Genomic DNA, 21,993 nt, shown 5'->3' with positions numbered 1-21,993 from the left:
CCTGCTTCGCTTCTTTTTTTGCTTGTCGGGCCTGAGCGAGCCGCTTCTACTTTTCGGTTTGTCGAAAAAAATTAGTAAAGAAATCCAAAAAGGGCTTTTTATTTTGAAAAATCTGTTATATAATACAAAACAAATAGATTAACTGTTTCATAACAAAAGGAGGTAGTAAGTTACGTGAACGCAGGCACATCAAGCATTGTTGTAACAGGTGAATGGAAAAATGGCTATGAAGCTGTACTAACACAGGAGGCTCTTTCTTTTATTGAAAAGCTTCACACGAATTTTAATCAAGACAGAAAAGAGCTTCTTGAAAAAAGAAAAGTAAGGCAACAGGAAATCGATGAGGGTGTGAAATTAGATTTTCTAGAAAGCACCTCACACATTCGTCAAGGAGACTGGCAAGTAGGTCCTATTCCATTGGATCTGCAGGATAGGAGAGTTGAAATCACTGGTCCAGTTGATAGAAAGATGATTATCCACGCCTTGAATTCAGGGGCCAAGGTTTTTATGGCTGATTTCGAGGATGCGACATCGCCAACCTGGAGCAATTTAATCGAAGGACAGCTTAATTTAAGGGACGCAATTAGAAGAAGCATTGATTTTCGAGCGGCAAATGGCAAGGAGTATAAGCTGAAGGAAGAAATCGCTACTTTACTTGTTCGACCTCGTGGCTGGCACTTAGAAGAAAAGCATATTCTCATCAATCAGGAACCAATTTCAGCAAGTCTTTTCGACTTTGGATTATATTTCTATCACAATGTTAAGCAATTACTTGCAAACGGAAGTGGTCCTTATTTTTATCTTCCGAAACTAGAAAGTCATTTAGAAGCAAGACTTTGGAACGATGTATTTGTTTTCGCCCAGCAAGAGCTTGGTATTGCTCAAGGGACGATTAAGGCTACCGTGCTTATTGAAACGATAACAGCTGCGTTTGAAATGGATGAAATTTTGTATGAGCTAAAGGAACATGCAGCAGGCTTAAATTGTGGGAGATGGGATTATATTTTTAGCTTTATTAAAAAATTTAGAAATACACCATCTTATTTGCTTCCTGAAAGAAGTCAAGTAACGATGACGGTGCCCTTTATGAGAGCGTATACACAGCTAGTTATCCAAACTTGTCATAAGCGAGGTGCTCATGCTATTGGAGGAATGGCAGCTCAGATTCCTGTGAAAAATGATGAGAAAGCTAATGGAATAGCATTTTCCAAGGTGAGGGAGGATAAACTGCGTGAGGTGAAAGATGGTCATGATGGGACTTGGGTAGCCCATCCAGCCTTAGTTCCTGTGGCTTTAGAAGTGTTCAATGAACATATGAAGGGTCTAAATCAGCTGGATCGTAAACGAGAAGATGTAAAAGCAAATGCAGCGGAGCTAGTGCAGCTACCTGCAGGAACGATAACAGAAGATGGACTACGTAAAAACATTCATGTTGGCATGGAATATATCACGGCATGGCTGGATGGCAATGGGGCAGTTCCGATTTTTCACTTAATGGAGGATGCGGCGACTGCTGAAATATCGCGTTCACAGGTGTGGCAATGGGTGAGGCATCCAGAGGCAAAAATAGAGAGTGGTACGAAGATTACCATTGGGCTCGTGAAGGATATGATTCAAGAAGAAAAGCAAGCAATTCAGCAAAAGGTTGGTCCGAATCGCTTTAAATCAGGAACATTAGAGCAGGCTGCTGTTTTGTTCGAACAGCTAATTGAGGATGATGAATTTGTGGAGTTTTTAACACTTCCTGCATATCGCTTGTTGGAAGATTAATAGATAAAAAGAAAACAAGGAGGAGAAAAAGATGAACAGAGAAGAAAGAATCGCAAAGTTAGATGAAAGCTGGGAGCTTGAACAAAGATGGAATGGAGTGGCTAGACCGTATAGTGCAGAGGATGTGCTGCGCCTTAGAGGATCCATTGATATTGAACACACTTTAGCCAAAAGAGGGGCACAAAAACTTTGGAACCTTCTTAAAAGCGAAGAATATGTGCATGCCCTTGGAGCTTTAACAGGAAATCAAGCGATTCAGCAGGTTAAAGCTGGTTTAAAGGCTATTTACTTAAGTGGCTGGCAAGTTGCGGCAGATGCTAACCTCTCAGGAAATATGTATCCAGACCAAAGCCTCTACCCGGCAAATAGTGTACCTCATGTAGTAAAAAGAATTAATCAAGCCTTGCAGCGCGCTGACCAAATTCAATACGTAGAAGGCAAAGAAGAGGTGGATTATTTTGCTCCAATCGTGGCCGATGCAGAAGCAGGCTTTGGGGGGCAGCTGAATGTATTTGAGCTTATGAAGGGCATGATCGAATCAGGTGCATCTGGTGTTCATTTTGAGGATCAACTATCGTCAGAGAAGAAATGTGGTCATCTTGGTGGAAAAGTGTTATTGCCTACTCAAACAGCTGTTAAGAATTTAATTTCTGCTCGCTTAGCTTCGGATGTAATGGGAGTGCCAACCGTGTTGATTGCGCGAACTGATGCAGATGCTGCTGACTTAATTACTAGTGATATCGATCAATATGACCAACCATTTTTAACGGGAGAGCGGACGCCAGAGGGATTTTTCCGAACGAAAGCAGGTCTTGATCAAGCGATTGCGCGTGGATTAGCTTATGCCCCTTATGCAGATGTCATTTGGTGTGAAACGTCAGAACCAAATCTAAAGCAAGCGAAAGCTTTTGCAGATGCCATTCATGAGCAATTTCCTGGAAAGCTTCTCGCCTATAACTGCTCTCCATCGTTTAACTGGAAATCTAAATTGGATGATGAAACGATTGAAACCTTCCAACAGCAAATTGCCCAGTTTGGTTACAAGTTCCAGTTTGTCACACTAGCTGGTTTCCATGCGCTCAATCATAGTATGTTTGAGCTAGCAAGAGGCTATCGTGATCGCGGAATGGGGGCGTATTCTGAACTGCAACAGGCTGAATTTGAAAGTGAGCAGCATGGCTATACAGCAACTCGTCACCAGCGAGAGGTTGGAACAGGGTATTTTGATGAAGTAGCTAAGGTTGTTTCAGGTGGTACGTCTTCTACAACAGCATTAACAGGCTCAACAGAGGAAGCGCAATTCTAAATGTAGAATGAATATAGGAGAAGAGGTGTTATCGACTCTTCTCCTTTTTACGTCTTACTTTGATTCATTATGCAGAATCGCCCCAGTCGATCAAGAATTGTTTGTATTTTGTACTTAAGGAATGAAACTGTGAAAGATTTTTCGAATCGATGGCATTATCAATTTTTTCTTGGAGGAGTTTCTTGTGGTAGTGGAAGAGTGACTCGTCAATAATCATCTGGACATAAATATTCATCATATAGGCTTCAACGGATATCTTTTTGTTCATCTTTCTTGCTTTCATCAATTCCGTATAAGATTTCTCATTCTTCATGAGTTCCTCACCTCGAGCCTTTTTAATAGTATATTGAGGAACTTCTATAAAATCAACAAAAATTAAAAATATTTAGAAAAAAATAAAAACTCTTTACTTTATGGTTTGTTTTTGTAAAAATATACATAAATAGACAATTTACTAGTTCTTTCGTGCTGTATTTTCAAAAAAAGTAAATAATAAAAGTGGAAAGGGTGAAGATTGGTGAATGATGTCAATTTCGTAACAGAATATGAAATTAATCGCTATACAATGGCAATTCTTTCAGTAGAAAAAGGGGGAAAGCTCTATTCTAAAGTATTAGAGGTAGAAGGAGAACTATTTGTAGACTTAACTCCCTTAATGATAGTTGAAAATAGCTGTAGCTACTATGGATCAAATTATGAAGGAAGAAAGCAAGGGAGTAGGATGGTTGCTGGGCTTACGCACAAACCACCTATTGCGATTGATCCAATGAGTGATTTATATTTCTTTCCAACATCTTCACCTAAAAATGATGAATGTAATTGGATTTCACTTCATCATGTTTTAGAATCTCATCCAACTACTATATCAAATACATACGTCAAATTTATGAACAAAGAAGAGGTGGAACTACCACTCTCACCCCAATCATTTGAAAAGCAAATGCAGCGTGCTTCCTTTTTAAGAACTAGGCTCTACCAGCGCGTGAATGGGCATGTTATCGGATTGGAACATCGAGATTCTAGAATAGCGCCACCTGGTGCTTCGTATCGTTCTAAAAATGATAAATGATTAACTGATGAGATGAAACCAGAATAAGATGTTCTGGTTTTATTTATGTTCTCTTTTCTTGATCATGTAGCGTTATAAAACAGTTTGATCACAATCAAGTTAAAATAAATCCCTAAGTTTGCTAGTTCTGTGTATATGTTCCCTTTTTTGAAAAACGATAAGTGTATGGAAAAGGAGGGAAGTATATGGTGGAACTTATCATGGATTTGTTAAAGGTGCTTCTTCGGATTGTGACTATTTTACCTTTGATGCTCGTGATGACCTTATTTATGGGCAAACGTTCAATTGGTGAATTACCTGTTTTTGATTTCCTTGTAATTTTAACGCTTGGATCAGTGGTAGGGGCAGACATCGCTGATCCAGAAATTCATCATTTTCCTACAGTGGGCGCAATTATTGGCATTGCAATTTTACAAAAAGTGATAGCTTGGTGGAAGATTAAGAATCGTAGAATCGGCAAACTTTTATCCTTTGAGCCTACTCTTGTTATATACGAAGGGCAATTTCATATAAAAAACATGCGTAAAATAAGCTATTCCATAGACAATGTTCTACAAATGCTTCGACAAAAGGATGTATTTAAAGTGGAGGATGTTCACTTTGCATTAATTGAAGCGAATGGGGAATTATCTGTGAAATTAAATCCAGAAAAGGAAGTAGCAAAGGTGGAGCATGTGCGTACTGATTCACAGCCTCATTCCATTGAATATACAGTAATCATTGAAGGGAAACTCCTCTATGATACATTGGCCTTTAAAGGGTTGAATGAGTCCTGGCTAAGAGAAGAGCTTTTGAAATTGAAAGTGGCCAATGTAAAAGACGTGTTCTATGCGGCTGTGAATGAACAAAATAAACTACATGTATGTTTAGAAAATCCGGATACAACAGAAGTGGTCCCTATTTTTCACTAATTAATTTCTCCTCTTTTTTTGCTAAATAATGCATCAGCATGTCATTCACTTTATTACGAATTCTAGGATTAAAATAGTTATGTTGTTCCTCATAACCATTAAATAAAAAGGAGTACATGGTAAAGGATTCATCTTGGCTTAGCTTATGCAGCTTCATTTTTTGCTGTTTCATGTTTAATTTGACTTGTTTTAACTGGAGTTGCACACTTTTCATCACTTCATCAATGAGCATAAGGTAAGGTTCCTTTAATTTTATGGTGCTTTTGCTTATAATGCTCGTATCTTTTTCAAGGACAATAAGTAATAAAGGAAGATAGATTGCTTGTTCAAAGAGTTGTATTTGTTCTTTAGATAGTCTTGTCATACTATAATCCTTCCTTTCTGAACGGAACGTTTGTTCGTATTTATTTTATACTAAAACAATGAAAATATGCAAGCTGATTTTGAGTTTGAAAAAATTCGAGCTTTTTCTTATTTTGTTAGAGGGTATTTATTTCTAATGTCGAAATAAAGGATATAGAAATTTATACATAGGGAGAGCTGATAATGACAAGACGCAAAATAGAAGCAAAAGATTTATTTCGATTAACATCATTAACCGATCCGCAGTGGGACAAAGCTTCTCGTAACTACGCATATGTGCAAACTACCATTAACGAGGAGGAAAATGAGTATCAATCCTCAATATATGTAGGCACACTAGAAGGAGAAGCAAAGCTATTTACAACGGGAAAAGGTAGAGCAACTACTCCAAGATGGTCGCCAGATGGAAGTAAGCTTGCTTTTGTTTCCACCCGTAATGAAAAGGCACAAATTTACGTGATGCCGGTTGATGGAGGAGAAGCGGAGCAAGTAACTTTCTGTAAGTATGGTGCTAGAAATCCCATTTGGTCTCCTTGTGGTACGAAAATTTTGTTTAGTACATCAGTAGAATTAGAAGAAGATTTACAACCAGACTCTAAAGTGAATGAGCAGAAGAAAAAGCCAGAACCACTAGTAGTGGAAAAATTACGCTATAAATCAGATGCAAAAGGCTTTCTAGATAAGAAAAACGATCATTTAGCTGTTTTAGAGTTAGAGTCAAAAAGTCTGACACTTCTCACTCATGGTGACAGAGATTATGGCAGTCCTGCTTGGTCGCCAGATGGGAAAAGCATTGCTTTCGTCACGAATCTAGAAGAAAATCCAGACGAAACATTAGTATCCGATGTGTACATAATGGAGCTTGAGTCGAAAGAAAAGAAGAAAGTGACGAAGAGTAATGGGTACTTTTCAACGATTACATGGTCCCCTGATGGAAAATATCTTGGTTTCTTAGGTCATGAAAAAGATTTTCAAAGCGCGACTTTGACAAGAGTATGGGTGTACGAGATAGCAGCAGAAGGGCTACAATGTTTAACTGAGAATCTAGATATAGAAGTTGGCGATGTTGCAATCGGTGATTTTCACTCGGGTAATGTGAATCCTGGGTTAATGTGGACCGAAGACAGTGAAGGTTTCTACTTCGTCATAAGTGATAAAGGTGGGACAGGAATTTCCTATGGTTCATTAGATGGTGCTGTGTATCCAATCCATTTGCCAGATGAGCATGTTTACGCTGTATCCATGTTAACTGGTACGCATGAAGCGATTGTTGGAATTAGTAATTCGGCTGATCCTGGTGAATTGTATCACCTTGATTTTAAAAATCAAACAAAAAAGCAGCTGACAAATGCGAATCAAGCTTGGAAAGAGGATGTAGAGATTAGCATTGCAGAGCCAATTAACTTCAAAGCTCCAGACGGCTGGGATATTCATGGGTGGGTAATGAAGCCGATCGGATTTGAAGAAGGAAAGAAATATCCGACGATTCTAGAAGTCCATGGTGGGCCACATGCCATGTATGCCAATACGTATTTTCATGAATTCCAAACGTTAGCGGCCCAAGGTTTTGTTGTGCTATTTACCAATCCACGTGGTAGTCACGGCTACGGTCAAGAGTTTGTAGATGCAGTTCGTGGTGATTATGGTGGGAAAGACTATTTGGACGTAATGAGCGCTATGGACTATGCCTTAGAAACGTTTGATTTTATTGATGAAACAAATCTTGGAATAACCGGGGGCAGTTATGGTGGTTTTATGACGAACTGGGTGGTCAGCCACACAGATCGATTTAAAGCTGCTGTTACACAACGCTCGATTTCCAACTGGCTAAGTTTTTATGGAGTAAGTGATATTGGCTACTATTTCTCCGAGTGGGAAGTAAAAGGAAATATGGAAGACAAAGTAGAAAAGCTTTGGGATCATTCCCCAATAAAATATGTGGCAAATGTAAATACTCCATTGTTAATTCTACATGGTGAAAAGGATTATCGTTGTCCCATTGAGCAAGCTGAACAATTATTTATTGCGTTGAAGAAGCAAGGGAAGACAACGAAATTTGTGCGCTTCCCAGATTCCAATCATGAATTATCTCGAAGCGGGAACCCTGCGTTGCGCATCCATCGATTAGATAATATTAAGAATTGGTTTGTGGAGTATTTGGAAGTGTAAAAGTTTTTTAAGAAGGGCACCTCGTTTATAGAGGGCCCTTTTTTCAATAGGATTTTGAATTAGTAATTAATAGAAGAAATATATTCAATTTTCTAAAAGGATTTATGGGAACTTTCCAGAATTATAAAGAGTGGTAAGTGATGATAAAATATTCCGGAGGCAGAAAACAGATGATTAAAGGACTAGATCAAATTGTATTGTTTTGTATAGATACAGAAAAATCAAAGGAATGGTACGAAAAAGCGGGGTTTACGTATTCACACGGATACGAGGGGATGCATTGGTTCCATTTTGGAAGTGGTCTTATAATGTTGCATCCTGCAGAAAGTGTGAACCCAGCGGACACGGAAGTACATGCGGCGGTAGAGGATGTAGTCCAACACTTTAACTTTGTGAAAGCAAACGGTCTGACTCCAATAGATCACCAAAGTGGAGGTTCGCCCATTACAGAACCGCTTACTCGTCCATGGGGAGATGTGGAGTTTGAGCTTGATGATGTGGATGGACACCGCTGGGCGTTTACACAACGCAAGTGATAACAATGGAATAAATGAATAGTAGCATCTCCTTTCGTATACTTTAATAAGGTTACTACGCATTGTTATTTGTTACTTGCTTAAGTAGGGATTGAAATATAGAGCGTCGCAATTTAAAAAATAGAATAGGTTGGTGAAGGAATGGCATTAACTGCAGATAAAATATTTTTGAATTTACCTGTAAAAAATTTGGATAAATCGATTGAGTTCTTTTCAAAAGTGGGTTTTGAATTTAATCCGCAATTTACGGATGAAAATGCTACATGTATGGTGATTAGTGAGAGTATATTTGCAATGTTATTGACAGAGGATTATTTTAAAACGTTTACTAAAAAAGAAATAGTAGACGCAACCAAAAGTACCGAAGTTATTGTAGCTATTTCGGCTGCTAGCAGAGATAAAGTGGACGAGATTGTAAATAAAGCATTAGATGCTGGTGCTAAGCCCTATAATGATCCAATCGATCATGGTTTTATGTATGGGTGGAGTTTTCAAGATCTTGACGGTCACTTATGGGAAGTATTTCATATGGAGGAAGCTGCTGATAATCAAGACCAAGCGTAGCTTTTACTAAATCGAAAGAATCGTCGAAAACGAGTTCAGGTTCTTTTAAAGGCGAAATGAATATAGTTACTTAGCAAAAAATAACCAATCTATTTTATTCAGGTAAAATAGATGGTTATTTTTTATTTAGTCTATCCCGAAAATAGGTAAGTTTCCTGTTAACTCCCTGTAAATCTCCATTGTCCCTCTCCTCCCTTAGACAGAAGTAACAGAGCCATTATTTAAACTGTTAGATAATTATCAATTTAGAGTATATACAATTGTGATAATTCTTGACTATAGAAAAAAACTTTAAGAAAATGTTAAAATTAGGTGTAATTTATTGGGTGAATGAAGGAATAACTAGTACAATAAGAGAAGAAAGATTGGACAGAAGCGGAGCTAACCTAAATGGAAATCATAAGTTTTTTAAAGGAATTACTTACATTAGAAAATTTACTAGAAATACTAGAAGAGTATAAATCTTTTGGACCAATCCCTGGATTTTTATTGGTCGTTTTAGAAGCGTTCTTACCCTTTTTGCCGTTAATCGTCATTGTGATGGCAAATGCAGCGGCATTTGGATTATGGGTTGGCTTTTTAATTTCTTGGACTGGTGCAGTGGTTGGTGCAGTCATTGTCTATATTTGTGTAACAAAGTTGAAAAAATATAGATGGGTCCAAAAGCTGCTTAAAAAAGAGAAAGTTCGAAAGATGATGTCATGGATAGAACGACATGGATTTGGACCAATATTTTTCTTATTGTGTTTTCCATTCACCCCATCCTTTTTGATTAATGTTGTTTCAGGCTTGTCAAAGATAAAATTCTATCAATTTTTCCTTGCGTTAATTGCAGGAAAAATGGTGATGATTTTTACCATCAGTTATATTGGTTACGATTTAATCTCCTTTATACGCGCACCAATTAAAACGATTACGGCTCTAACGATTATGTTTGTATTATGGTATATTGGAAAAAAAGTAGAGTTGAGATTACAACTTTCTGCAGATAAATAAGAATATTTACAATAATTCAGTATATTATGATAATATATTAGTGTTGGTACAATAGACCTATCAGATTAACTTCGGGGGTTATAATTTGAAAGTAGAGAAAACAAAAAAGCAACATAAATCAGCAATGAAGTGGTTAATTGTCTCTTTCCTTTTGGTTATTATGATTCGCGCCCTGTTCTTCTCCAACTATGTTGTCGAGGGACATTCGATGAATCCTACATTAGAAGAAGGTAACTTCCTAATGGTGAATAAAATGGTTTACACCTTCTCCATGCCAGAGCGCTTTGATGTGGTGGTTTTTCATCAAGGTATGAGTGAAGATGATTATGTGAAGAGAGTGATTGGGTTACCCGGAGATAAAATAGAGTATAAGAAAGATATGCTTTATGTAAATGATAAGTTAGTTCTTGAACCATTCATTAGATCCGAACACTTAAGAGTCTTTGGTGGGAATTTCACTGGTGATTTTTCTTTACAAGAACTAACAGGGGAAGAAACAGTCCCAAAAGGACATGTTTTTGTGATAGGAGATAATCGTCTTAGTAGTTTAGATAGCCGTCATTTTGGTTTTATTAAAATAGAGGATATCGTAGGAAAGGTTCATGTGCGTTATTGGCCGGTAGATGATTTTGGTACAAGATTTAAATAGTATGGGAGAACAACTTAAACATGATGAGTTGTTCTTTTTTTATGTTTTTGGCTACCCTGTAAATAATAACCGTTGATTAAGAAAAGACTTAAAAAAGTTATATATCTTCTTATTTATCGATTATAATAAAATAAAAAGATTAAATATTCTGAACAGGGGGTTGGATGATGACTTCATCTGATACCAATACGATCCTCCAAACAAAAATAACGCCACCGATTATAAAGGATTATGTGTTACGAAGAGCAAAGATAGCGAGAAAAATGAAAGCGGTTACGAATTATAATGTAACCATTGTGCATTCAGGTCCTGGATATGGAAAAAGTACGATAATAGCTTCTTTTATCCCTACTTTTGATACCCCTACATATTGGTATACAGCCACCTCATTTGATGATGAGCTAATCCCATTCCTCCGATATGTGGTACATGCTATTAGGAGGGTGAGGGGGGATTTTGGGGAGAAGATACTTAGTTACTTGGAAAGAATGGATCGCTATATTCGTGATGAAGAAATTCAGGATCTATGCTCGTTATTCATTAATGAAATTTCCCTTATTGATTCCCCACATATTTTTGTAATAGACGATTTTCATTTAATCCAGTCTAATCAAGAAATCGTTACGTGGTTTCATTGGCTGCTTCAGCATATACCCGTAAATTTGCATGTTGTTTTAATCACGCGAGAATGCCCTAACTGGGATGTTCTGACGGCAATGAAAGTGAAGAATGAGCTGTTAGAATTTACCGAGGCTGATTTGAAGTTTTCCAAAGAAGAAGTAGAAGTATTATTACAAGATATTTATTTGGTGGATGTTACAGAAGAACAGGTTCAGCGAATATATTCTCTTTCAGAGGGATGGGTTATGGCAATAGGTTTATTGAGCCAACGATTAAGTGAACAACCGATGACAAATGACATTGAAGCATCGCAAGGAACATTAGATGACCTATTTAAATATTTGGCGATGGAGGTCTATACTAAACAAACACCAATGGTTCAGCAGTTTTTAGAACAAACTTCTATATTAGAAATTATGACAGGTGAGATGTGTGATGAGGTTTTGGGAATTAGTGGATCAAACTATATTCTGCAATCCTTGGCGGAGCGACATATCTTTATAAGCGTGACTGGAACTAATCAATATCGATATCATGCATTATTTAAGGAGTTTCTTGAAAGAAGGCTAAGAACCCAGGAGAGTCAATATAGGCTACTTCACAAACGTTGTGCGAAGTGGTATATGAAGCAACAGGAAATTCTCGCAGCGCTCTCACACTTTGAAAAGATAGAGGATTATTCAGCCATTGCTGCTTTAATTCATCAATATGGTTCTCAACTAATTGAACAGGGACAGTTATCGTATATTTTAGAAAAACTATTAATTATTAATGATCCTATAAAAGAAAAGTATTATATGCTCTGGTATATCCAAGGTGAAATCTATCGCTATCGTTGTCAATATGAAGAAGCAGAAAACGCGTATAAATTAGCACTGCAAGCTGCCAAGGCTTCAGAAGATAAACTAGCGGCTATTCGTTCGTTGAAAGGAATAGCCAAAATTTACTTAGATACCATTCAACCAATAAAAGCGGAGAGGCTCCTTTCGGAAGCCATTCAGCTTATGAATACTATAAAAATAGATAAGAAGGAACAAAATCAGCTCTACTCAATCATGGCAGAGAACTTGATAAATGCTGGTCAAGCTTCCAAAGCGTTGGCATGGTTTGATAAAGTCGAGGCTACATATAAAGAAAGTAATTTAGAGCCGCGTATTATGCTTCGTTCAGGGAAATTACAGTCAGCTAAAAAGCTATTACTCTCTCAGAAAAAGGCACAAGCAGAAGGGATATTACCACAGTCTCATAGAGAAACAGATCTTTTGTTATCTTTAGTCGAAGCATTAATGGGAAATGCAGAGCAGGCAAAAAAATTAGCGGATGCGGGAATTAAACAAGGCATTAAGCTACAAGCACCTTTTGTTGAAGCCTGTGGTTGGATTCGTTTAGGACATGCTGTTCAACTAATGGAGATGTATGATGTAACACTTGCCAAACAATGCTATGAGACGGCATTAACTATTATGGATGAGTTAAATATCTCTAGAGGAAAAGCAGAAGCGAATATGGGACTTTGTCTTTTATATGCTAATCAGGGTGCATATGAAAAAGCAATCCTTTGCGGGGAAGAAGCCTTAAAGGAAACCGAAGAGGTGAAGGATAACTGGCTTTCTGGTCTTATCTATCTCTCTATGAAAATAGCAGCGATTATGAATGAACGATGGGAAAAAGTAGAATATTATGGAATTCGAGCATATAAACTACTAAACAAATGTGGCGATGAGTATGGAGCGGTGCTTTTATATTTTTGGCAAGCTATTTATTTTTTTGAAAAAGAAGAATGGTCCATGTTTTCAGAGTCTATGAACCGTTTTTTGACTTTCATACAAACAGGCAATTATGAATATATCTTGTTTAATCGAACTACCTTTGGACCAAGAGATCTACAAAAGTTCACGCCGCTACTATTGAAAGCACAAAAAAGTGATATTCAACGCTCCTATGTGACGTCATTGTTAAACGAGTTAGGCTTTTCAAATGCACAAAATCATCCAGGCTATACATTGAAAATACAGACGTTAGGCACGTTTCGAGTTTGGCTGGGCCAAAAGGAGATAGAGTCGAAAGATTGGCAACGTGGTAAAGCAAAAGAGTTGTTGGAGTTTTTTGTAACAAAACGAAAAAAACAATTAGTGAAGGATGAGATTTTTGCGGCTCTATGGCCCAATATCGCTGAAAAGACGGTGGCTAGAGACTTTAAAGTTGTATTGAATGCACTTAATAATGCATTAGAGCCAGATCGAAAGGCAAGGATGGAACCTTTCTTTGTTCAGCGTATTGGCAGTACCTATGGGCTAAATCAACACAGTGGCTATATGATTGACTGCGTAGAGTTTGAAAATCTAGCTAATATTGGATTAGAGGAGAAGGAGGCAAACAAAGCAATATCCTTGTTAATGCAAGCCTTAGCTTTGTATAAAGGTGATTTTCTTCCTGAGCAAAAGTATGCTGATTGGTGTCTTAATGAACGCGAGCGGCTATCGGTCTATTATTTGCGATGTTGTGAAAAGCTCGCACAGCTACTAGTTGCACGAAGAGAGTTTGATCAAGCGATTTTTTACTGTGAGAAAATAATTGAAAAAGATCCAACATGGGAAGAGGCTTATCGCTTACTAATGTTTTGCTATTATCAAAAAAATAATCGATCTCAAGCAATAAAGTGGTTTGCGAAATGTAAAAATTATTTGGAAAATGAACTAGGGGTCGAACCGATGTCTACAACAAAACAAATGTATGATTTGATTCTAGGGAAAGCGAACTAACTTTGAAAAACCTGTCTAAGCGGCGGGTTTTTTATTTTAGAGTAAGGAAGTATAAAAAAAGTTCAAGGGGAAGGCAAGGGTTTTGACGTCCAGCTCCAACATTTTTGCTTCTGTTCCAGCAAATATCTAATATCTCAAACTTGTAACTCATTTGTAACCTTCCACTCTTACGATAAGAGTACAACTTTTACAAATTAAAGTTCTGAGGGGGAAGGGTAATGAAGAGGTGGAAAATAGGGTTTCTTCTTATCAGTATGATTGTGTTAGTTCTTGCCGGCTGTAATAGTAATGCAGGGACAGACTCTGATTCATCAGGTGAAGATAAAGATAAAAGGGTAATCAAAGTTGGGGTCCTCGCTTCTTTAACAGGGGCATTGGAGAGTTATGGTAAACAGACGGTACGAGGTTTTGAATTAGGATTAGAGTATGCAACAGAAGGAACAATGGAAGTGAACGGACACAAAATTGAATTTGTAGTAGAGGATACAGAAACGAAACCAGAAGTAGCGATTCAAAAGGCAACTAAGCTTCTAGAAGATGACAAAGTAGATTTCTTAGTTGGGTCATCGAGCTCTGGAGATACATTAGCGGTTTTACCACTAGCAGAAGAATATGAAAAAGTAATGCTTGTAGAGCCGGCAGTAGCAGATAGTATTACTGGTGCCGATTGGAATAAATACATTTTTCGGACAGCGCGTAACTCTTCACAAGATGCTGTAGCAGGAGCAGCAGCGATTGCTAGTGAAGGAGTGAAAATTGCTACATTAGCGCCTGATTACTCCTTTGGGCATGATGGAGTGGCAGCATTTAAAGAAGCAGCGGTAGCACTTGGGGCAGATATTGTATTAGAAGAATATGCAGATCCAACAGCAACAGATTTTACATCAAATATTCAAAAGATCTTAGATGCAAAACCTGACTATCTATTTGTAGTATGGGCAGGAGCAAACTCTCCTTGGAATCAAATTTCTGATATGAGAGTGCAAGAAAGAGGTATCAAGATATCTACAGGCGCACCAGATATTGCGGCACTTTACACAATGGAACAATTAATTGGTATGGAAGGATTCTCGGTATATTATCATACGTTACCGGATAATCCAATTAATGATTGGTTAGTAGAAAAACATAAAGAAAAGTACGATGGAGACGTTCCAGATCTGTTCACTCCAGGTGGAATGAGTGCAGCAATCGCGATAGTGGAAGCTTTAAAGAAAACAGAAGGAGAAACAAGCACAGACCTTATTATTGAAACGATGGAGGGGATGAGTTTTGACACACCAAAAGGTCAAATGACATTCCGTCCAGAAGATCATCAAGCCTTACAAACCTTATATGCTGTTCGTTTAGAAAAAGTAGATGGAATAGACCATCCTGTTCCAGTACTTATTAGAGAGCTTACTCCAGAGGAAACAGCTCCACCTGTGAGAAATTAATATAGTACTATTTTTGAAAAGAGAAAGGAACTTTGGAGCGTGCTCTAAAGTTCCTTCATGCTAATGTTCGGGAGTACATACAAAAAGGGAGGAGAAGCAGGGTGAATCCAATATTAGAAACAAAGGATTTAACTATTGCATTTGGAGGACATATCGCAGTGGATGGTGTGCACTTCGCTGTAGAGCCTAATCAGTTTAAATCGATTATTGGTCCTAATGGTGCTGGAAAAACGACCTTCTTCAATTTATTAAGTGGACAGTTAAAGCCAACAAGAGGTCAGGTTATTTGGAAAGGGGAAGATATCACGAAATTAACGCCGATGAAGCGAACAAGAAAAGGGATTGGAAGATCGTTTCAAATAACCAATGTATTTCCAAACTTAACTGTTTTAGAGAATGTGCGAATAGCAGTTCAATCCCAACAAGGAGTAAGGTACAATATGTTTTCGCATTTTTTGCGTTTCACAGAGTTTGAGGAGCGTGCGATGGAGCTATTATCAACTGTGCTTTTGGAAAAGAAAGCACATTCGCTAGCAAAGAACTTGGCACATGGTGAAAAACGCAAGCTTGAGATTGCGATGCTTCTCGCATTGGAGACAGAAATATTGCTCTTGGATGAACCCACAGCTGGAATGTCTATTGAAGAAGTACCGACCATTTTAGAGGTAATCAAATTGATTAAAACAAAGGGAGATCGGACCATTATATTAATTGAGCACAAAATGGATATGATTTTAGATTTATCGGATTCTGTGACAGTCCTATTCAATGGAAGGCTTTTAGCAGATGGAACCCCTGAAGAGATTATGAATAATGACACTGTGCAATCGGCGTATTTGGGAGGTCTCTATGATGACAACGCTTCTTAAGGTAGAAGGAATTCAAACCTTTATCGAACAGTTTCATATTTTGCAAGGTGTAGATTTTGAAGCAAAACAAGGGGAGGTAACGGTATTATTAGGTCGAAATGGGGCAGGGAAAACAACCACCCTTCGTAGTGTGATGGGATTAAATCCACCACAAAAGGGCTCTGTCACTTTTGATGGTCAAAACTTAGTTGGTTTAGCTACGTATGAAATAGCCAAAAAAGGCATTGGTTTTGTGCCTGAGGACCAAGGAGTATTTGGCGAATTAACAGTAGAAGAGAATATGAAGGTAGCAATGAGAAAGAACGATGACGCATCCATGGCTCGTCTAGATTGGATACTAGATTTGTTTCCTGATTTGAAGACATTCTGGAAAAAACGTGGGGGGAATTTGAGTGGTGGTCAGAAGCAAATGCTCGCAATTTCCCGAGCCTATGTGAATAACAGTAAGCTATTGCTAATTGATGAGCCTAGTAAGGGGTTGGCACCCATCATGGTAGAAAAGGTGATGGATTCCATTCAACAGATGAAAAATGAAACCACGATTATCCTAGTAGAGCAGAATTTTCATATGGCAAGTACGATTGGAGACTGTTTTTATATTTTAGATGATGGAAGAACCGTCCATCACGGTTTAATGGATGAGCTAAAAGAGAATGAAGAGCTTAGAAGGAATTATTTGGGAATAGCGTAAGGGGGGAAGCGTGTTGGAAGTTTTTATTAATCTTGCTGTAAATGGATTAGCGACAGGCATGCTGATTTTCTTGCTTGCTGCAGGTTTAACATTGATATTCGGTCTCATGGATGTACTAAACTTTGCTCACGGAGGGCTATTTGCATGGGGGGCATTTTCAGGTATATGGGCATATAGCACAACAGGAAGTTTTATAATTGGTATTCTTGTGGCAATTGGAACTGGACTTATTCTTGGTTTTGCTTTAGAGAGATTCATTATCCAACCGGTTTATGGAAATCACGTACAGCAAATTCTCATTACTTTAGGGGTTATGTTGGTACTTAGTGAAATGATTAAAGTTGTATTTGGCCCAAATCAGCTAAGTGCAAGAACACCATCCTATTTTAGTGGGAGTTGGGAATTTGGTGATATCATCATTATCAAATACCGTCTGTTTATTATTGTCGTAGGAGCTTTAATTTTCGTTACGATTTACTATATTCTAAAAAATACGAAGATCGGTCTCATCGTTCGTGCAGGAGTCATCAATAAGGAAATGGTGCAAGCACTTGGAATTAATATTAAGCGAGTCTTTATGCTAGTCTTCATGGTGGGAGCAGCAATGGCGTCACTCGGTGGGATGCTTCTTGGCCCTTACTCAGGTGTTATCTATGCAGAAATGGGATTAGAGTTTGGGATATTAGCATTTATCGTGGTAGTTATAGGTGGAATGGGGAGTATAACTGGCTCTGTTCTTGCAGCAATTTTAGTAGGATTGAGCGGATCCTTTATGGCATATTATGTACCGGACTTAGCATTAGCAGTAAATATGCTATTAATGGCTATCGTATTAATTTTCCGTCCACAAGGCTTATTTGGAGTAAAGGGGTGAGGGCATGAACAGATATATAACCAAGCCGAACATTGTGTATTTCCTTATTTTTATCATGCTGCTTGCGCTACCTTATGTCTCTGACTCTCGTACACTCTTAATTATGTTCACACAAATTTTCTTGTTTGCTATTTTTGCAATGAGCTATGATATTTTACTTGGATATACAGGAATTGTTTCATTTGGCCATGCGATGTTTTTTGGTATTGGTGCCTATTCTACTGGCGTGATGCTAAAACAATTTGATAGTACGATTGCAACGCTATTGTTAGCGGTTTTAGTGGGTGCGGTTCTTGCAGCAATTATTAGTTATTTAGTAGGGATGCTTTCTTTACGATTAAAAAGTCATTTTTATGCCATGCTGACGCTTGCTTTTTCAGGTCTTTTTTTAGTAATTGCAGAAAAATGGAGATCTCTCACATATGGAAATGATGGGTTTACATTTTCTATTCCAGATCCTTTAAGGGACCGAATGACCTTGTATTTTCTTGCTTTGTTTTTAATGGTAGTTATCTTCCTCTTATTAAGAAGGTTTATTCATTCTCCATTAGGGCGAGTACTTCAGGCTATCCGGGAAAATGAAGGCCGCACCGAATCTTTAGGATATCATGTTCTTCATTATAAAGTCATAGCAAGTGTCGTAGCAGGTGTGGTTGCTAGCTTTGCAGGAAGTCTTTATGTGTTAACACTACGCTATGTAAACACCTCCGTTTTTGCAGTAGATGTCACACTGGATGCATTATTGATGACCATTATTGGTGGAGTTGGAACATTAGTTGGGGCTATATTAGGGGCTGGTTTAATAGAATTTGCTCATCACTGGTTAACCGATCTAGCAAAGGTTCATTGGATATTTGAACGTTGGATAATCTTCTTTGGCATTCTTTATATACTGATTGTCATGTTCTTCCCACAAGGTATTATCGGAACAATTAGAATGTGGTGGAGAAAAAGAAAAGCCAAGCAAACAGCGATTAAAAATGAAAATAATATATCAGGTTAGGAGGGGGTACGATGATCGCTCAGCCTCAAGTTGCATCTTTTGTCGTGCGATGTGCAAGTTTGATTGATGGGAATCAAGTGGAACCTGTATGGAGAATTACAGTTAGTCATGTCCAAGGAGAGGAAGAAATCACGGTTACTTCCTTAGAAGAAGGTTATGAATATATGAAAGCTGTTATAAGCAGGCGAAAGTTATGACATCCATTGGAATTGTTAGTACAGGAATTTTCATCCCGGAAAATTTCATGTCAAGCAAGGAGATTTCAGAAAAATCTGGAATACCTATATATGTGGTGGAGGAAAAGCTGGGTATTAAACAAAAGCCAATAGCTTCCAGTCAGGATCATACGTGTGAAATGGGAATTCAGGCGGCACGTAAAGCCATAGAGAAATCAGCAATTGTTCCCGAAGAAATTGATTTAATTATTTATATTGGGGAAGAGCACAAGGAGTATCCATTGTGGACGGCGGCATTATATATGCAACAGGAGCTAGGAGCAGTAAATGCAATTGGTTTTGATATGGCGTTACGCTGTAGCACGACCATTATGGCTTTGAAAATTGCAAAAGACCTGATGCTTGCAGATGAAGCAATGAATACCGTATTACTAGCTGGTGGGTATCGAAATGAAGACTTTATCAACTATGAAAATGCCCGGACTCGTTTTATGTTCAATTTAGGAGCAGGTGGAGGCGCCATACTTTTAAAGAAAAACTATGAGAAGAATGAACTTTTATCAACGAACATCATAACAGACGGTTCTTTTTCAAAGGATGTGGTAGTGGTTGCAGGCGGAACGAAGCATCCTATTTCACAACTTGCGCTTGAAAATAGGCTGAATAAGCTAGATGTGTTGGATCCTGATGGAATGAAAAGCAGACTTGAAGAAAAATCGATGGACAATTTCCTTCAAGTTGTTAGAGGTTCATTAAAAAAGAGTGGCCTAACTGAAGCTGATGTAGATTATTTAGGTATTCTTCATATGAAAAAGTCCGCCCATCAATACGTGTTAAAGGAACTCGGATTGTCCGAAGAACAGTCTATTTATTTAGAAGACTATGGTCACATAGGGCAGATTGATCAAATTCTTTCGTTAGAGTTGGCCGAAGAAAATGGGAAGTTAAAACCTGGTGACATTGTGGTTTTAGTAAGCGCAGGAATAGGATATGCATGGGGAGCAACGACAATAAGATGGGGATAACTTTAAGTAGGAGGGCGAGAAATTGACTGTAATCGAACAGAAAACGGTGAAACTTACAAACGGTGAAACATTTGGGTATAGGGAGCGGAAGGGAGAGGGGGAAACATTAGTATTGATTCATGGAAATATGACCTCCTCCAAACACTGGGATCTTGTCATGGAAAACATGGACCGGGCCTATCACATAATTGCGCTAGACATGCGTGGATTTGGGGAATCTACTTATCATGAAAAACTCTATTCTATTAAAGAATTTTCAGCTGATATCAAGCTTTTTGTCGATGCTATCAAGCTCACTAATTTCGCTATTATCGGCTGGTCAACAGGTGGAGCCGTAGGCATGCAATTTGTTGCGGACAACCCAGGCTATTGTAGAAAACTTATCCTACTTGCTTCAGCTTCTACGAGAGGATATCCGTTGTATGAAACAAATGAAGCTGGCCAACCTGATTTGACAAAGAGGCTTTCTAACTATGAAGAAATTTTACAGGATAAAACAAGGACCCTTGTCATTACCCAAGCCTATGAAACAAAGAATAAAGAGATTCTTAGAATGATCTGGGATTATGCCATCTATCATGACAATAGGCCTGAAGAAGCTCGTTATGAAGCATATTTAGAGGATATGCTGACTCAACGTAATTATCCTGAAATTTTGCATGCACTGAATACATTTAATATTAGTAATCAGCATAATGGGTTAAAGGCTGGTACGAATGAAACTAGTAAAATAAACATCCCTGTCCTTGTATTAGCTGGAGAAAAAGATTTAGTAATTTCAAAGCAGATGACAAATGAAATCCTGGAAGACTTAGGTGAAAAAGTGACATTTGTTTCGTTAAAGGGATGCGGTCACTCTGCATTAGTGGATGATTTGCCACAACTATTGGAAGCGATTACAACATTTGTGCAGAAACAGGAGGAAACATATCAATGAGATTAGCAGGAAAAGTAGCAATTATTACGGGTGCAGCAAATGGAATCGGTTTAGAAGCCGCTCGCGTATTTTTACGAGAAGGAGCAAAAGTAGCTTTAGTAGATTATGATGCAATAGTTGGCGAACAACGAGCAGCAGAACTACAAGCAGAGGGAGAGGTAGCATTTTTTCAAGTGAATGTAGCCAATCAAGCACAAGTAACAGGAATGGTCAGCATGGTAAAAGAAAGATTTGAAAAGATTGACATATTAATAAACAATGCAGGCATTACAAGGGATAATATGTTGTTGAAAATGAGCAGCGATGAATTCCAACAAGTCATGGACATTAATGTAAATGGTGTCTTTAATTGTACGCAGGCTGTGGTCCCTTATATGCTCGAAAATGGGAAAGGGAAAATCATTAATACTTCCTCTGTTTCTGGTGTTTATGGGAATGTCGGACAAACAAATTATGCGGCATCAAAAGCAGCGGTTGTAGGGATGACCAAATCGTGGGCAAAGGAATTTGGACGAAAAGGTATTAATGTGAATGCCGTGGCTCCAGGCTTTGTTGAAACAAATATGGTCGCAACTGTACCGGAAAAAGTAATACAAGGTCTTGTTCAAGTAATTCCATTACAGCGTTTAGGGAAGCCAAGTGACATTGCGAATGCGTATCTATATCTGGCATCAGATGAGTCTGATTATGTCAATGGAACAGTATTACATGTCGATGGTGGAATTATGATGTGATTTTAAGTAAAGGGGAAGATTGTGAAAGGGAGCACTTTGTTTATGTTGAGCTCGTAGTCTTTTAGATTAAGGAAGAGGCTGGGACAAGAGAATATTTGTTAAAGAAAAATCCGAACTATTATGCGAAATTCTAAGTAGAGTTTTGCATTAGTTCGGATTTTTTTAGTTTGGTTCTGTTAAACACCGCTGTGGATTTCCGCCCCAGGCTTCGCTTATCCAGAGGGCGCTTGTGGAGCCTCCTCGGCTTCGCCTGTGGGGTCTCCACAAAACGCTACCTCTAAGCAAGGAGTCTTCGCCTTGTGCTCCAATCAACAGCTAGGTACTCTAAAAATCAAAAGTGTACTTTAAAAGGGCATTTAGATTAAATCGTTCGTAAATAGAGATGGGGATTTTATTAATGTCCCATCCTCTTTAATTTGCCTGTTGTTTTTTAGCAACAAACATTACGAAAACAGCCTTCCGATAGATGCCAATAAGCTGACCTTGTAACTTTTTTGTAACTTCATTCTCTTATAGTGAGTATAACTTGTAA

21 protein-coding genes are annotated in these 21,993 nt (G+C 38.1%); 19 read left to right on the top strand and 2 right to left on the bottom strand.

The features are described 5' to 3' along the window. Positions 1-174: 174 nt before the first annotated feature. Positions 175-1,770, top strand: coding sequence for a malate synthase A (gene aceB / locus BK580_RS17105; protein WP_078381515.1), 1,596 nt, complete (start codon positions 175-177; stop codon positions 1,768-1,770). A gap of 31 nt (positions 1,771-1,801) precedes the next feature. After that, a complete protein-coding gene (gene aceA, locus BK580_RS17100) occupies positions 1,802-3,076 on the top strand; it encodes an isocitrate lyase (RefSeq protein ID WP_078381514.1) in 1,275 nt (424 codons plus the stop codon). 67 nt (positions 3,077-3,143) lie between these two features. Here aceA and BK580_RS17095 read toward each other — a convergent pair whose 3' ends face one another. Then, positions 3,144-3,389 carry an IDEAL domain-containing protein gene (locus BK580_RS17095; protein WP_078381513.1) on the bottom strand — a complete coding sequence of 82 codons (246 nt, stop codon included), beginning with the start codon at positions 3,387-3,389 and terminating at the stop codon, positions 3,144-3,146. Between the two features lie 204 nt (positions 3,390-3,593). On the opposite strand from BK580_RS17095, the gene BK580_RS17090 reads away from it, so the two are divergent. Together BK580_RS17090 and BK580_RS17085 are read left to right on the top strand one after the other, a co-directional pair. Next, positions 3,594-4,145, top strand: coding sequence for a competence protein ComK (locus BK580_RS17090; protein WP_078381512.1), 552 nt, complete (start codon positions 3,594-3,596; stop codon positions 4,143-4,145). A gap of 185 nt (positions 4,146-4,330) precedes the next feature. Next, the gene (locus BK580_RS17085) at positions 4,331-5,056 is read left to right on the top strand and encodes a DUF421 domain-containing protein (protein WP_078381511.1); all 726 of its coding nucleotides are present in this window, start codon (positions 4,331-4,333) and stop codon (positions 5,054-5,056) included. Here BK580_RS17085 and BK580_RS17080 read toward each other — a convergent pair. Further along, entirely contained in the window at positions 5,043-5,420 is a 378-nt protein-coding gene (locus BK580_RS17080) for a YhjD family protein (protein WP_078381510.1), read from the bottom strand. The two genes, BK580_RS17085 and BK580_RS17080, sit on opposite strands and share 14 nt — an antisense overlap. Before the next feature lie 182 nt (positions 5,421-5,602). On the opposite strand from BK580_RS17080, the gene BK580_RS17075 reads away from it, so the two are divergent. From BK580_RS17075 to fabG, 15 genes are all read left to right on the top strand, one after another. Beyond that, a complete protein-coding gene (locus BK580_RS17075) occupies positions 5,603-7,588 on the top strand; it encodes a S9 family peptidase (protein ID WP_078381509.1) in 1,986 nt (661 codons plus the stop codon). Between the two features lie 170 nt (positions 7,589-7,758). Beyond that, entirely contained in the window at positions 7,759-8,124 is a 366-nt protein-coding gene (locus tag BK580_RS17070) for a VOC family protein (protein WP_078381508.1), read from the top strand. Positions 8,125-8,265: 141 nt separating this feature from the next. After that, positions 8,266-8,688 (top strand): VOC family protein, encoded by a 423-nt coding sequence (locus tag BK580_RS17065; RefSeq protein WP_078381507.1) that lies wholly within the window; start codon positions 8,266-8,268, stop codon positions 8,686-8,688. 390 nt (positions 8,689-9,078) lie between these two features. Beyond that, positions 9,079-9,684 carry a TVP38/TMEM64 family protein gene (locus BK580_RS17060; RefSeq protein ID WP_078381506.1) on the top strand — a complete coding sequence of 202 codons (606 nt, stop codon included), beginning with the start codon at positions 9,079-9,081 and terminating at the stop codon, positions 9,682-9,684. A 124-nt stretch (positions 9,685-9,808) separates the two neighbouring features. Further along, a complete protein-coding gene (lepB, locus tag BK580_RS17055; RefSeq protein ID WP_078382810.1) occupies positions 9,809-10,333 on the top strand; it encodes a signal peptidase I in 525 nt (174 codons plus the stop codon). A 164-nt stretch (positions 10,334-10,497) separates the two neighbouring features. Further along, the gene (locus BK580_RS17050; protein WP_235864062.1) at positions 10,498-13,716 is read left to right on the top strand and encodes a BTAD domain-containing putative transcriptional regulator; all 3,219 of its coding nucleotides are present in this window, start codon (positions 10,498-10,500) and stop codon (positions 13,714-13,716) included. A 218-nt stretch (positions 13,717-13,934) separates the two neighbouring features. Further along, complete coding sequence (locus BK580_RS17045) at positions 13,935-15,152, top strand: substrate-binding domain-containing protein (protein WP_078381504.1); 1,218 nt, start codon at positions 13,935-13,937, stop codon at positions 15,150-15,152. A 101-nt stretch (positions 15,153-15,253) separates the two neighbouring features. Next, a complete protein-coding gene (locus BK580_RS17040; protein ID WP_078381503.1) occupies positions 15,254-16,021 on the top strand; it encodes an ABC transporter ATP-binding protein in 768 nt (255 codons plus the stop codon). Next, the gene (locus tag BK580_RS17035) at positions 16,005-16,712 is read left to right on the top strand and encodes an ABC transporter ATP-binding protein (RefSeq protein WP_078381502.1); all 708 of its coding nucleotides are present in this window, start codon (positions 16,005-16,007) and stop codon (positions 16,710-16,712) included. The genes BK580_RS17040 and BK580_RS17035 overlap by 17 nt, the downstream gene beginning before the upstream one ends. Positions 16,713-16,725: 13 nt before the next feature. Then, a complete protein-coding gene (locus BK580_RS17030) occupies positions 16,726-17,586 on the top strand; it encodes a branched-chain amino acid ABC transporter permease (RefSeq protein ID WP_078381501.1) in 861 nt (286 codons plus the stop codon). Between the two features lie 4 nt (positions 17,587-17,590). Continuing rightward, entirely contained in the window at positions 17,591-18,589 is a 999-nt protein-coding gene (locus tag BK580_RS17025) for a branched-chain amino acid ABC transporter permease (RefSeq protein ID WP_078381500.1), read from the top strand. A gap of 11 nt (positions 18,590-18,600) precedes the next feature. Continuing rightward, on the top strand, positions 18,601-18,786 hold the full coding sequence (locus BK580_RS17020; RefSeq protein WP_078381499.1) for a hypothetical protein: 186 nt from the start codon (positions 18,601-18,603) through the stop codon (positions 18,784-18,786). Further along, the gene (locus BK580_RS17015) at positions 18,783-19,790 is read left to right on the top strand and encodes a 3-oxoacyl-ACP synthase (protein WP_078381498.1); all 1,008 of its coding nucleotides are present in this window, start codon (positions 18,783-18,785) and stop codon (positions 19,788-19,790) included. The genes BK580_RS17020 and BK580_RS17015 overlap by 4 nt, the downstream gene beginning before the upstream one ends. 22 nt (positions 19,791-19,812) lie before the next feature. After that, the gene (gene phaZ / locus BK580_RS17010; RefSeq protein ID WP_078381497.1) at positions 19,813-20,727 is read left to right on the top strand and encodes an intracellular short-chain-length polyhydroxyalkanoate depolymerase; all 915 of its coding nucleotides are present in this window, start codon (positions 19,813-19,815) and stop codon (positions 20,725-20,727) included. After that, positions 20,724-21,461: a 3-oxoacyl-ACP reductase FabG gene (gene fabG / locus BK580_RS17005; protein ID WP_078381496.1), complete on the top strand. Its 738-nt coding sequence runs from the start codon at positions 20,724-20,726 to the stop codon at positions 21,459-21,461. Before phaZ ends, fabG begins: the two co-directional genes overlap by 4 nt. Positions 21,462-21,993: the final 532 nt, after the last annotated feature.

This window comes from Sutcliffiella halmapala, from assembly GCF_002019665.1.
GTDB classification, from domain to species: domain Bacteria; phylum Bacillota; class Bacilli; order Bacillales; family Bacillaceae_I; genus Sutcliffiella_A; species Sutcliffiella_A halmapala.
Note: the sequence above shows the minus strand (reverse complement) of the source record. Positions and strands in the feature narration are given on the sequence as shown.